This window comes from Pseudoalteromonas sp. PB2-1 (assembly GCF_045040605.1).
Taxonomy (GTDB): domain Bacteria; phylum Pseudomonadota; class Gammaproteobacteria; order Enterobacterales; family Alteromonadaceae; genus Pseudoalteromonas; species Pseudoalteromonas arabiensis.
Map to the genome: position 1 here is coordinate 2415281 of NZ_CP090667.1, position 13289 is coordinate 2428569.

The following is a 13289-nucleotide window of genomic DNA, read 5'->3' on the forward strand; positions in this document are numbered from 1 at the left end:
TTAATTCATGCCCTTTTTAACAAGTTCAAGCGCTTTAATACGTGCAGCTTTATCGCACGCTAATATTTCTTCAAGTGTTTGTACATTAACATTCAAGGTTGACTCTAATGTCTGCGCATTAACACGGAAAATATCTGTAAAGCCAATTTGCCCATTTAAAAATGCCGCAACAGCGACTTCATTGGCAGCGTTGACTGTCGTTGTTGCACCTTGCCCCATTTCACTGGCATCGATTGCTAATTTTAAATTTGGATAACGTGCATAATCAGGTTTAGTAAACGTAAAATCAGCTAGCTCTGAAAAGTCGAGGGGCTTCACACCTGCATCAACACGATCTGGAAAAGCAAGTGCATGTGCGATAGGTGTGCGCATATCTGGATTTCCCATTTGCGCAAGCACAGAGCCATCTTGATACTGTACCATTGAGTGAATAATACTTTGCGGATGAATGACCACTTCAATATCACTGGCGTGACAGTTAAATAACCATTTCGCTTCAATGAATTCGAGGCCTTTGTTCATCATGGTCGCTGAATCAACAGAAATCTTTTGTCCCATAGACCAGTTAGGGTGAGCCACCGCCTCAGCGACTGTAACAGATGATAATGTGGCTAAATCACGGGTTAAAAATGGCCCACCAGAGCCTGTTAACAAGATTTTGCTCACGCCGTTATCACCAAGTAACCCTGATGTGTTCTGTAATGATGCAGGCATGCATTGAAAAATAGCATTATGTTCGCTATCAATTGGCAGTAGTGTTGCGCCATGTTGCTTTACTTTGTCAATAAACAACTGACCTGACATCACCAACGATTCTTTATTAGCAAGCAGTACTTTCTTACCGGCTTCAACGGCACTCAAGGTGGGTAGTAAGCCTGCTGCTCCCACAATAGCCGACATCACTGTATTAACGTCGGGGTGAGCCGCAAGCTCGCTCATTGCTTCTACGCCTGCAAGCACTTCGGTCGTACAGGGTGTATTTGCAAGTAAGCTTGATAACGCCTTTGCTGCCGCACTATTAGCCATAACAGCAAATTTCGGTTGATGCGCTAAACAAAGTTCAGCCATTTTTTCAGCGTTCTGCCCTGCGGTTAACGCAAAAATAGCGAAGCGATCCGTATTTCGAGCGACAACATCTAACGTACTTAGGCCGATTGACCCCGTTGCACCAAGCACTACCAGTTGTTCAGTCTTGCTCATAAACTTAATGTCCATGCATAACAAAGCACGAAAATAGGTGCTGCTGCAGTGAGACTGTCAATACGGTCTAAGATACCGCCATGACCTGGTAAACATGAACCGCTGTCTTTTAAACCCGCTTCACGTTTAAACATACTTTCAAGTAAGTCACCCACCGCAGAAAACAGTGCTATAAATGCAGTCATAATGGCATAAACAGGCCAAACAGCCATATCAACGTCGCTAAAGTGACAAAAAGCCAACACGAAGATAACCGATGCGACGACCCCACCAAGTAACCCTTCAATGGTTTTATTAGGGCTGACTTTAGGCATTAATTTACGTTTACCTAAGTTCTTACCTGTGAAATAAGCGCCGATGTCTGCACTCCAAACAATACCTAAAACCACTAAAATCAGCATTGAACCAAAGTGAGTCGATTCGTTATAGCCCGCACTTCTTAAGGTATTTAACGCCAACCATAATGGCACGAGGGTTAGAAAGCCTGCTATCGCTCGCATCACAAGGCCTTCATTCCAAGCTTTCGCCATGGCGGGGTAGCGCCATACTAAATAAGTGGCAACAATCCACCACGCGAATGACAAGGTAAACAAATAATTAGCATCGCCCACCAGCTTACCATTTTGCCAAAGCGACTCTATCGGCCAATGCCAATTTAGAAGAGCAAGAATGACAGCGGTCGCAGCGACAAAGCCTAGCCGTTTGAATTTATCGCATAGGCCCATAAAAGCAGACCATTCCCACGCACCGAGTAAAACAATACCGGCAGCGATATAACTAAATAAAGTAAGTGGGGTATAAAAAACCAATACAAGTGCAAGTGGCGCAAGTACAAGTGAGGTTAAAATTCGTTGTTTAAGCAATGTGTGTACCTTCAACTAGTAATTAGGTTTCGGCGAGTAATTGTTTTATTTGTTCACCGGTACAACCAAATCGTCGCTCTCTGGCAACGTAACAAGCGATAGCGTCAGCAAAAGCAGCTTCATTAAAATCTGGCCAAAGCGTATCTGTAAAGTAAAGCTCAGCATAAGCAGCTTGCCACAAAAGAAAGTTACTAATGCGTAAATCACCACCGGTACGGATCATCAAATCAAGTTCCACCTGTCCTGCCATACTCATGTGGTCGTTCATATGCTGCTCAGTGATTTCATCTGCGTCTAACTCACCCGCAGCGACTTTCTTGGCAAGCTGTGTTGCGGCATTGGTAATATCCCAACGACCACCATAATTAGCCGCGACATTTAATTCTAACCCAGTGTTGTTGCGAGTAAGTTCGTGCGCAGCATCTACTTTGTGTCGTAAACCTTCAGAAAAACGTGATAAATCACCAATGATATTTAGTTTTACATTATTTTTATGAAGTTTTTTTACTTCTTTGCCCAGTACGAATAAAAACAACTCCATAAGTGTATTTACTTCGTCCTCTGGGCGGCGCCAATTTTCACTACTAAACGCAAATAGTGTTAATGACTGAATACCTAAGCGAGTACAAAATTGCACTGATTGACGCACCGCATCAACGCCCTTTTTGTGCCCGTAAACACGTGGGCGATTTTTAGCTTGCGCCCATCGACCGTTACCATCCATGATTATAGCGACATGCTTAGGCAAACTTTGCTGGGAAATTTTATCAGCGTTAAGAACCATAAATATCGAGTATTCCATAAAAAAACGCCGTCTAGTATACCCTAGACGGCGTTTCAAAACTAATAAATTTAGTTATGCCAATTACCTATTCAGGATGAATGCCTGAAAGATAAACAGGACGTATTAGATTTCCATCAATTCAGCTTCTTTCGCTGTTAATTGTGTATCCATTTCTTTAATGAACTTATCAGTAAGCTTTTGAATTTCATCTTCAGCTTGACGTGCTTCATCTTCCGAAATGTCTTTATCTTTCAATAAGCTCTTAATGTCGCCATTCGCATCACGACGGATGTTACGTACCGCAACACGACCACTTTCAACTTCACCACGTACAATTTTAATAAGGTCTTTACGACGCTCTTCAGTAAGTGGAGGAAGTGGAACACGAATAACCGTACCTGCAGACATAGGGTTTAAACCTAAGTCTGAAGCCATGATCGCTTTTTCTACAGCTTGTGCTAATGACTTGTCAAACACGCTAATAGCCAGTGTACGCGAGTCTTCAATTGTGACGTTTGCAACTTGGTTTAACGGCGTATCAGCACCATAGTAAGATACTTGAATACCATCAAGTAACGCAGGGTGAGCACGGCCTGTGCGAATTTTAGATAATTGGCTGCCTAGTGCCGCAACACTTTTTTGCATGCGCTCTGACGCATCTTTTTTGATATCGTTAATCACGGTTCAATCCTAATAATCTATTTATTTATTTCATCTGAGGCTTGTGAAGAAATAAGTGTTCCTTCATCTTCACCCATAATAACACGTTTCAGCGCGCCAGATTTGTTCATATTAAATACGCTTAAAGGCATTTTATGATCTCGTGCAAGAGTGAATGCAGCTAAGTCCATAACCTTTAATTCTTTTTCAATGATTTCATTGTAGCTCAAGTGGCGATATAGTGTAGCTTCTGGATTTTTAACTGGGTCATCAGAATAAACACCGTCCACTTTTGTCGCTTTGATAACTGTGTCAGCTTCAATTTCGATACCACGTAAACACGCGGCAGAATCTGTAGTAAAGAACGGATTACCCGTACCCGCTGAGAAAATCACTACACGGCCAGATTTTAATAAGCTGATTGCTTCAGCCCAGTTATAAGCATCACACACGCCATTTAGTGGGATAGCTGACATTAAGCGGCAATTTACAAATGCACGGTGTAGTGCATCGCGCATTGCCAAGCCATTCATTACTGTTGCTAGCATTCCCATGTGGTCACCCACTACGCGGTTCATGCCAGCTTCTGCTAATGAACCACCACGTAAGAAGTTACCGCCACCGATAACCAAACCTACTTCTACGTCGAGCTCTACAAGTTCTTTAATTTCTTGAGCCATACGGTCAAGTACTTTCGGGTCGATGCCGAAGCCTTCGTCTCCCATTAATGCTTCACCGCTAAGTTTAAGAAGAACACGTCTAAAAATAGGTTTACGATTGATAGTCATAATATTTGGGCCAGCCTTAGTAATGAGATAAAAAATAACCGCGCTATGGTTACACATAAAACGCGGTTATTTTAAAGAATTTTCATCAGTGACGCAAAAGCTAATAGCAGATTAATTTCATCTAATTTCGCCCACATCACTCAAGCAGAAAATTACTCGCCTTTTGCAGCAGCAATTTGTGCAGCTACTTCAGCAGCGAAATCTTCTTCTTTACGCTCGATACCTTCACCAACTTCTAAACGGATGAAGTTAGAAACAGTTGCGCCTTTCTCTTTAAGAATTTCGCCAACAGTCTTCTTAGGCTCCATGATGAAAGCTTGACCAGTAAGCGAGATCTCACCAGTGAATTTCTTCATACGGCCAACAACCATCTTCTCAGCGATTTCAGCAGGCTTGCCTTCGTTCATCGCGATATCGATTTGAACTGCTTTTTCTTTCTCAACAACGTCAGCTGGTACGTCTTCTGGGTTAACGAACTCAGGCTTAGACGCAGCTACGTGCATAGCAACTTGCTTAAGTGTTTCTTCGTCAGCTTCACCAACTACAACAACACCGATACGGTCGCCGTGACGGTATGAAGAAAGTTTGTCACCATCGATGTACTCAACGCGACGAACATTGATGTTTTCACCAATTTTAGCAACTAGTGCAACACGCGTTTCTTCGAACTGTGCTTTAAGCGCATCGATGTCTGCTTTAGATTCTGCAGCAGCGTCAAGAACTTGGTTAGCGAAACCAAGGAAGTTAGCATCTTTAGCAACGAAGTCAGTTTGACAGTTAACTTCAAGAAGCGCAGCGAAACCGTTACCTTCTTTGATTAAGATTGTACCTTCAGCAGCGATATTACCTGCTTTTTTAGCAGCCTTTGCAGCACCGCTCTTACGCATGTTTTCGATCGCTAACTCGATGTCACCGTTCGTTTCAGTTAACGCTTTTTTACAATCCATCATGCCAGCGCCAGTACGCTCGCGTAATTCTTTAACTAGGGCAGCAGTTACAGCCATTAGAATATCCTCAATTGAATTCTGTTATTAGGGAAGCGGTATGGGCCGCTTAACAAGAATAACAAGTCTTCACCTTAATTAAGATGAAGACTTGATGACAGCTAATTACTCAGCTTCTACGAAATCGTCTTTCTCAGCTTGAGCAACGATGTTGTTCTCACGACCTTCAGTGATCGCAGCTGATACAGCGCCAGTGTAAAGTTGGATAGCACGGATCGCATCATCGTTACCAGGAACAACGTAATCAACGCCGTCTGGGTTAGAGTTAGTATCAACGATAGCAACAACTGGAATACCTAGGTTGTTAGCTTCACGGATAGCGATGTGCTCGTGGTCTGCATCGATAACGAAAAGTGCGTCAGGAAGACCACCCATGTCTTTGATACCACCAAGGCTCTTTTCAAGCTTTTCCATTTCACGAGTTAGCATTAACGCTTCTTTCTTAGTTAACTTCTCGAAAGTACCGTCTTGGCTTTGCGCTTCAAGATCTTTAAGACGCTTGATTGATTGACGAACTGTTTTCCAGTTAGTCAACATACCACCTAACCAACGGTGGTTTACGTAGAACTGCTCGCTTTGAAGAGCTGCTTCTTTAACTGCTTCGCTTGCTGCGCGCTTAGTACCAACGAAAAGTACTTTACCTTTGTTAGAAGCTGCGTTCGATAAGAACTTAAGTGCTTCGTTGAACATTGGTACAGTTTGCTCTAGGTTGATGATATGAACACGGTTACGAGCGCCGAAGATGAAAGGCTTCATCTTAGGATTCCAGTAACGTGCTTGGTGACCAAAGTGAACACCAGCTTGAAGCATATCGCGCATTGAAACGTTTGCCATTTGTAAATTCCTCTAATAGTTTAGGGTTAGGCCTCCACATATCCCATAGCACCAACACCTAAGTTAATTTGTAACTTATGTGCACCCAAGTGTATGTGACGATACGTGTGTGTGTTAAAATAAAATTGTGTTTGCCTTAAATACAAAAAATCAGTTAAGAATTTATTTGTAAAAAGACGGCGCGCTTTATACCATATTAAAATTGAAAACTCAACATTCAGTGCAAAATTTGTGCACTGAAAAATGACCTGAAAAACAACTTTGGAGCCTCAATGAGTGCTGTGATCAAGACCCCTGAAGAAATCGAAAAAATGCGTGTTGCCGGGCGCTTAGCCGCCGAGGTACTTGAAATGATTGAACCGCATGTGGTGCCAGGTGTAACCACAGATGAACTAAATACAATTTGTCACGATTATATTGTTAACGTTCAAGATGCTATTCCAGCACCGCTTAACTATCACGGTTTCCCAAAATCAATTTGCACCTCAGTGAACCATGTAATTTGTCACGGTATCCCAAATGACAAACCACTTAAAGAAGGTGACAGCGTCAATATTGATGTAACTGTAATCAAAGACGGTTACCATGGCGATACATCTAAAATGTTCCATGTTGGTACACCAAATATCCAAGGTAAGCGCCTTGCTGAAGTAACACAAGAGAGCCTGTATCTTGCCATTAAAATGGTGAAACCTGGTGTTCGCTTAGGTGACATTGGTGCTGCGATTCAAAAATACGCTGAAAGCTTTAGCTATTCGATTGTACGTGAATACTGTGGTCACGGTATTGGTGCAGAGTTCCACGAAGAGCCACAAGTTATGCACTACGGCAAAGCAGGTACTGGTGAAGTACTAAAAGCGGGCATGTGCTTAACAATCGAACCTATGGTTAATGCGGGTAAACGCCAATGTAAGTTGCTTAAAGATGACTGGACCGTAGTAACAAAAGACCGTTCATTGTCTGCGCAGTGGGAACATACGCTGTTAGTGACTGAAAATGGTGTTGAAATTTTAACGCTCCGATCAGATGATACTATTGACAGGATCATCGAACACTAGGAGCCAGCCCCTGTGGCATTACCCAATAAAGTAAAGAAGTTGCTTAGCCAAGCTGAGCAACTTAGCGACTATCGCGACTGTTCAAGTTATTTTTACAAATGGCTTCAGAACGAATTTTCTAAACAACCCGTCAGCAACTTAATCAATGCCCGCGCTGAGTTTATCGATCGCTTATTGATTAAACTGTTCCATGATTACGACCTTGCACACGAAAGTGATTTAGCCCTTATCGCGGTAGGTGGTTATGGCCGTGGCGAATTACACCCCTACTCCGACATCGACTTTATGTTGCTAGTTAGTGAGCAACCAAGTGATGCGGTGTGTGAAAAGATTGGTCAGTTCGTCACTATGCTTTGGGATCTCAACTTAGAAATTGGTCACAGCGTTCGCACCATAGAACAAGCATTAGAACAAAAGCGCGAAGACGTGACATTTGCCACCAGCTTACTCGAGAGCCGACTCATTTTCGGTAATCATATTGAGTTTGAAAAACTCAAAAGGCATTTAATCGATACGCCCATTTGGCGCTCTGATGAATTCTTTTTGGCAAAAGTACAAGAACAGAATTTACGTCATAAAAAGTGCCATGGCACAGCCTATAACCTTGAGCCTAATATTAAAGAAAACCCTGGTGGTTTACGTGATTTACAAACTATTATATGGGTGGCTAAAAAACACTTTAGAGCGGAGACATTACAAGAGCTTATCAATCACGGCTATCTGACTCACGAGGAATATCAAGAACTCTCTGAATGCTTAGAGAACTTGTGGAATATTCGATTTGCATTGCATATAGCTGCAGGACGTTCCGAAAACAGATTGCTGTTCGATCATCAACCTAACGCCGCTGAAATACTTGGCTTTGGTAGTGATGGTAAAGCCTCTGTCGAGCGTATGATGAAACGCTTATTCCGAATTATGAGCCGCGTACGAGAGCTTAATCAAATGTTGCTTTCATACTTTGAGCAAAGCATTTTACCGGGTGCCGGAGAGTTACCTGTCGTTGAGCTCGACCGTAACTTTGAGCGTATTGGTCATCAAATTCGGGTAAAAAACCCCTCTGTGTTTTTCCGCCGTGATCAGCTATTTGTGTTGTTCGAGCACATAGCTGATAACCCTGAAATCACCCATATTTACCCAAGTACCATTCGTACAATGCGCCAAGTACGACGCCGTTTACTCGGTGATTTACAAGATTACGCCGCCTGCCGCGAAGCATTTTTACGACTTGTAAAGCATCCAAACGGCATGGGTCGTGCATTCACGCTCATGCATAAGCACGGCATGATTGCAGCCTATTTACCGCAATGGCGAAATATTTTTGGACAAATGCAGTTTGACCTCTTTCACGCTTACACCGTGGATGAGCACACGCATAAATTAATCAACAATATTTACAAATATTTTGATAAGTCAAAAGTCAGCGAGTTTCCGCTATGTAGTGAAATAGTCACGCGCATGGATAAGCCTGAGTTACTTTATTTAGCAGGTATTTTCCATGATATTGCCAAAGGTCGTGGTGGCGATCACTCAGAGCTTGGCTCTGTAGACGCCCTTGCTTTTGCCAAGCTTCATCGCTTTCCAGCATCCGATGGAAAACTCATTTCGTGGCTTGTTGCTAATCATTTACTGATGTCGGTCACAGCGCAACGCAAAGACATTAACGACCCTGATGTCATTAAAGACTTTGCCAGCAAAGTAAAAACTGAGCGTCAGCTCGATTACTTATATTGCTTAACACTGGCTGATATCCGTGCCACCAATGATAACTTGTGGAATGATTGGAAGAACACACTACTACGAGAGCTTTATTTACACACCCAGCGCGCACTTCGTCTAGGGCTAGAAAACCCGATGGATCAACGTGATCAGATTCGTGATAAAAAACAACAAGCTAAACAACGTCTATTGAATCACGGCTGTAACGAAGACCAAATTGATTTAATTTGGAGTCGCTTTAAAGCCAATTACTTTACTGCCTTTAGTGAACAACAAATTTCATGGCACACCGAACATTTACTCAATTGTGAGGACTTAAGCCAGCCCAGTGTGATGGTGTCTGATACCGCCATGCATGGGGGAACGCAAGTATTTGCTTATAGTCCATACTCAGGCGGGCTGTTCGCTCGTTTAGTCAGTGTCATCGGCTCTAAAAAAGCACAAATTCAACATGCACAAGTCCTCACGACAAAAGACGGTTATGTGCTATTTAGTTTTGTTATTCTGGAAGTGAATGGCGACCCAATTGCCAGTAATCGTGCGCAAGGTATTAAACGCGCACTTGATGCCGCAATTAGTGATCCTAAAAAGAAAATTCGTTTTAAAAAGAACCGCTCACAGCGTTTTAAAGACTTTAATATTAAACCCAAAATTGTGCTTAGACCGCATGCCCGAAAAGATCGCAGTTTAATCGAAATTCAGGCAGTGGATATTCCTGGGTTACTCACGAAAATTGCCGAAGTGTTTCAAGCACACTTATTACATATTCATGCCGCACGGATCACCACTGTCGGTGAACGTGCAGAAGATTTCTTCGTGGTATCAAATAACGAATACCAAGCATTAACAGACGAAGAACAAGCAAAAATTCATCAAGCATTGCGTAAAAAACTCAACGCAGAAACCGAATAAGAGGACCTTATGTCAGATTTAAAAACCATGATCGAAAACGCTTGGGACAACCGCGATAGCATCAGCCCAAGCACGGTATCAAGCGACGTGAAACAAGCTATTGTCGACGCACTTGAACTACTTGATAGCGGCGCTGCGCGTGTTGCTGAAAAAATCAGTGGTGAGTGGGTTGTACATCAATGGTTGAAAAAAGCGGTGCTATTATCTTTTCGTATTCGTGATAACCAGCCAATGAACGATGGTGTTAATCAATTCTACGACAAAGTACCACTTAAATTTAGCGACTACACACCAGAGCAATTCCAACAAGGTGGCATGCGTGTTGTGCCAAATGCGGTTGCTCGTAAAGGGAGTTTCGTAGGCAAAAACGTGGTACTCATGCCATCTTATGTCAACATCGGCGCTTACGTTGATGAAGGCACCATGGTTGATACATGGGCAACCGTTGGCTCGTGTGCTCAAATTGGTAAAAACGTACACTTATCTGGTGGTGTAGGCATAGGTGGCGTACTTGAACCACTGCAAGCAAACCCTACGATTATCGAAGACAACTGCTTTATTGGCGCACGCTCTGAGATTGTTGAAGGTGTTGTTGTTGAAGAAGGCGCCGTTATCTCAATGGGTGTATACATCAGCCAAAGTACGCGCATTTATGACCGTGAAACAGGTGAGATCCATTACGGTCGTGTACCTGCCGGTGCAGTTGTTGTGCCAGGCTCATTGCCTTCAAAAGATGGTTCACACAGCCTTTACGCTGCCATCATCGTAAAAAAAGTAGATCAACAAACTCGCGAAAAAGTGGGTATTAATGCCCTCCTTCGTTCAATTGACGAGTAACTGCTTGCAATAGCAGGTTTTCATAACAGCGCTAGCCATAATGGTTGGCGCTTTTTTATACTCGTCTATTTAAGTTTTTGCTTAAATTGTGACACCTTATTTCACATATATGTTTCATCGTGTATCTGCTTTGCTATTATTTGGCGTTACTTCTGACCCACTGCTTACCTCACTGAAGTGATTTTTAGTGCTGGCGATATAGTTATTATCCGAGGTGCCGAACAATTACAAACAGGTTAAGAAGTTGAGGTGCAAGGTAAACTTTAAATTCTCCCCTTAAAAGAAGGCTTAAAATAGTAAATTAGGAGCTACTTTATTTATACTATCTAGTACGAGTTGTGTACTCCTAAATTAGAGTCTACCAGTTAACGTTAATGCACTTATTTTTGATGCGCTTAGTACATCTTTATTAACTCCCCCTTAATATTGGAAAAGCAATCAATATATTTAAAAACAATCCTTTATAACTAGCTATTAATGGTTTGATCCAATAAGGTAGTTGGTAAGTACGCTTAAAGTTAGCTTTAAAATAAAGGATTTATTTATGGCAAGAAAAACCTTACGCTCAACTATTTTACTACCCGTATTTTTACCGGCAGTCTCTATTATCTTTTTACTTGTGCTTGGTACAATCAGTGATCCTGAACAAGCAGGCAAAGCATTCTCAGTAACGCTATCTTGGATAACAGAAACCTTCGGCTGGTTTTATATGTTATCTGTTGCGGTATTCTTAGTATTTATAGTGTCCATAGCAGCCTCTAGCTGGGGTAATATAAAGTTAGGCCCCGCTCACGCAGAACCCGAATATAGCTCTTTAGAGTGGTTTGCTATGCTCTTCTCGGCAGGCTATGGTGTGGCACTTCTTTACTTCGGTGTTGCAGAGCCTGTGCTTCACTATTCCTCACCGCCTAGTGGCGCAGCAGAAACTATTGATGCAGCAAAGCAAGCGATGCAAATCGCATTTTTTCACTGGGGCTTTCACATTTGGGCAATTTATGGCGTCGTCGGTCTTGTTCTTGCCTACTTTGCATTTCGCCATGGTCTTCCATTATCCATTCGCTCAGCCTTATACCCGCTAATTGGTGATAAGATCCATGGCCCTATTGGTCATTGCGTCGATATATTTGCAATTTTGGGAACCTTGTTCGGGATTGCAACCACATTAGGCTTATCTGTTACGCAAATTAATGCTGGCTTACATTATTTGTGGGAAGGTATTCCCATTAGTACTACAGTGCAAATTGTCACCATAGCCGTCATAACCGGTGCTGCAACTTTATCGGTAGTAGCGGGGTTAGATAAGGGAGTAAAACGCCTATCTATACTCAATATGGCTATCGCTATAACGTTAATGTTGTTTGTATTTTTTGTTGGTTCAAGTATCCATATCTTAGAATCATTTTTACAAAATACAGGTAGCTACTTAAGTGGAATTGTAGAAAGAACCTTTAACTTACAAGCATATACCCGCAGTGACTGGATAGGAAATTGGACACTATTTATCTTTGGCTGGACTATCGCTTGGGCCCCTTTTGTTGGCATGTTTATAGCAAAAATAAGCCGTGGTAGAACAATCAGGCAATTTGTTGTGGGTGTCATGTTAGTGCCTAGTTTATTTACTTTTTTATGGTTTTCCATTTTTGGTGACACAGCATTAAACTTGATAATGAACGAAGGGTTAAATTCACTTATTACTGATGTTGAAGCAAATCACGCTGTTGCTTTATTTCAATTATTCAATGCGTTACCGCTTTCATCATTTGCCTCTTTCTTAACTGTTATTTTGATTATCACGTTCTTCGTGACGTCATCTGATTCGGGTTCATTAGTTATTGATTCATTAGCATCTGGCGGCAGTATTCATACCCCTGCTTGGCAGCGAGTTTTTTGGGCTGTACTCGAAGGTGCTGTTGCTGCGGTATTACTTTTAGCAGGTGGACTTAAAGCACTTCAAACAATGACCATAGCCAGTGCCCTGCCCTTTGCTATTATTATGCTACTTGCCTGTGCGGGGCTATGGCGTGCTCTTCGTATTGAGGGCCACCGAGATATGAGTTTACAAGCTCATACGCTCATTAATAAAAATTTAGACCTTTCTCTGTGGAAACATCGCTTAAAAGCAATGATTGATTACCCTAATAAGCAAGAGGTGCATGCATTTATAAACGAGATTGTTGTAACTGCTATGAAAGAAGTGCAAAGCGAGCTAATTAACCGTAATTGGCAAGCCACTGTTGATATTGACAGTGATATTGGCCGGGCATATCTAACAGTAACACGTCATCACCATGTCGACTTTGTATATGATATTAGGCTTACCGAACATGTTAAACCGGGCTTCGCATATGCCGAGCCCGCCGCTGCAGATGGTGAATCGCAACTGTATTATCGTGCGGAAGTGTTTTTACGTCGCGGTGGGTTGTCATACGATATTTATGGCTTTGAAGAAAATGATGTTGTGAAAGATATTCTCGACCAATTTGAAAACTATTTACACTTTTTAGATAACAGTCCAGGCGATCTTCCTTGGGATTTAGAAAAACATGATGATATGTTAGACACACGTAAAGATTAACAAGTAAAGCTAGCTTGTATCTCTGTGATTTAATCGATGTAGCATTATTCAAGCC

The 13289-nt window shown here is 42.2% G+C and carries 11 protein-coding genes; 4 read left to right on the forward strand and 7 right to left on the reverse strand.

Annotated elements, in window-relative coordinates:
- The 7 genes from ispC to rpsB all read right to left on the reverse strand — a co-directional run bounded on the left by ispC (position 1) and on the right by rpsB (position 6133).
- Entirely contained in the window at positions 1 to 1200 is a 1200-nt protein-coding gene (gene ispC / locus L0Z67_RS11300; RefSeq protein ID WP_062569878.1) for a 1-deoxy-D-xylulose-5-phosphate reductoisomerase, read from the reverse strand.
- Entirely contained in the window at positions 1197 to 2063 is an 867-nt protein-coding gene (locus tag L0Z67_RS11305; RefSeq protein WP_062569877.1) for a phosphatidate cytidylyltransferase, read from the reverse strand. Before L0Z67_RS11305 ends, ispC begins: the two co-directional genes overlap by 4 nt.
- A 22-nt stretch (positions 2064 to 2085) precedes the next feature.
- On the reverse strand, positions 2086 to 2865 hold the full coding sequence (locus tag L0Z67_RS11310; protein WP_237114265.1) for an isoprenyl transferase: 780 nt from the start codon (positions 2863 to 2865) through the stop codon (positions 2086 to 2088).
- 105 nt (positions 2866 to 2970) lie between these two features.
- A complete protein-coding gene (frr, locus tag L0Z67_RS11315) occupies positions 2971 to 3528 on the reverse strand; it encodes a ribosome recycling factor (RefSeq protein ID WP_062569875.1) in 558 nt (185 codons plus the stop codon).
- Positions 3529 to 3545: 17 nt separating this feature from the next.
- Positions 3546 to 4295 carry a UMP kinase gene (gene pyrH, locus L0Z67_RS11320; RefSeq protein WP_062570043.1) on the reverse strand — a complete coding sequence of 250 codons (750 nt, stop codon included), beginning with the start codon at positions 4293 to 4295 and terminating at the stop codon, positions 3546 to 3548.
- Positions 4296 to 4447: 152 nt separating this feature from the next.
- The gene (tsf, locus tag L0Z67_RS11325) at positions 4448 to 5299 is read right to left on the reverse strand and encodes a translation elongation factor Ts (RefSeq protein ID WP_237127061.1); all 852 of its coding nucleotides are present in this window, start codon (positions 5297 to 5299) and stop codon (positions 4448 to 4450) included.
- A gap of 105 nt (positions 5300 to 5404) precedes the next feature.
- Entirely contained in the window at positions 5405 to 6133 is a 729-nt protein-coding gene (gene rpsB / locus L0Z67_RS11330) for a 30S ribosomal protein S2 (protein ID WP_062569873.1), read from the reverse strand.
- Between the two features lie 248 nt (positions 6134 to 6381).
- Here rpsB and map point away from each other — a divergent pair, with 248 nt between their 5' ends.
- The 4 genes from map (at position 6382) to L0Z67_RS11350 (ending at position 13234) form a co-directional block, all read left to right on the forward strand.
- Positions 6382 to 7191 (forward strand): type I methionyl aminopeptidase, encoded by an 810-nt coding sequence (gene map, locus L0Z67_RS11335; RefSeq protein ID WP_228074483.1) that lies wholly within the window; start codon positions 6382 to 6384, stop codon positions 7189 to 7191.
- 12 nt (positions 7192 to 7203) lie between these two features.
- A complete protein-coding gene (gene glnD, locus L0Z67_RS11340) occupies positions 7204 to 9822 on the forward strand; it encodes a [protein-PII] uridylyltransferase (RefSeq protein WP_237114266.1) in 2619 nt (872 codons plus the stop codon).
- Positions 9823 to 9831: 9 nt separating this feature from the next.
- On the forward strand, positions 9832 to 10659 hold the full coding sequence (dapD, locus tag L0Z67_RS11345) for a 2,3,4,5-tetrahydropyridine-2,6-dicarboxylate N-succinyltransferase (protein ID WP_062569870.1): 828 nt from the start codon (positions 9832 to 9834) through the stop codon (positions 10657 to 10659).
- A 544-nt stretch (positions 10660 to 11203) separates the two neighbouring features.
- Positions 11204 to 13234: a BCCT family transporter gene (locus tag L0Z67_RS11350; RefSeq protein ID WP_237127062.1), complete on the forward strand. Its 2031-nt coding sequence runs from the start codon at positions 11204 to 11206 to the stop codon at positions 13232 to 13234.
- The last annotated feature ends 55 nt before the right edge of the window (positions 13235 to 13289 follow it).

Bases quoted from the DNA above. Each gene is read 5' to 3' on its own strand.
- tsf (WP_237127061.1), bottom strand. From the start codon at position 5,299: ATGGCTGTAACTGCTGCCCTAGTTAAAGAATTACGCGAGCGTACTGGC.
- ispC (WP_062569878.1), bottom strand. From the start codon at position 1,200: ATGAGCAAGACTGAACAACTGGTAGTGCTTGGTGCAACGGGGTCAATC.
- L0Z67_RS11310 (WP_237114265.1), bottom strand. From the start codon at position 2,865: ATGGAATACTCGATATTTATGGTTCTTAACGCTGATAAAATTTCCCAG.
- pyrH (WP_062570043.1), bottom strand. From the start codon at position 4,295: ATGACTATCAATCGTAAACCTATTTTTAGACGTGTTCTTCTTAAACTT.
- L0Z67_RS11350 (WP_237127062.1), top strand. From the start codon at position 11,204: ATGGCAAGAAAAACCTTACGCTCAACTATTTTACTACCCGTATTTTTA.
- dapD (WP_062569870.1), top strand. From the start codon at position 9,832: ATGTCAGATTTAAAAACCATGATCGAAAACGCTTGGGACAACCGCGAT.
- rpsB (WP_062569873.1), bottom strand. From the start codon at position 6,133: ATGGCAAACGTTTCAATGCGCGATATGCTTCAAGCTGGTGTTCACTTT.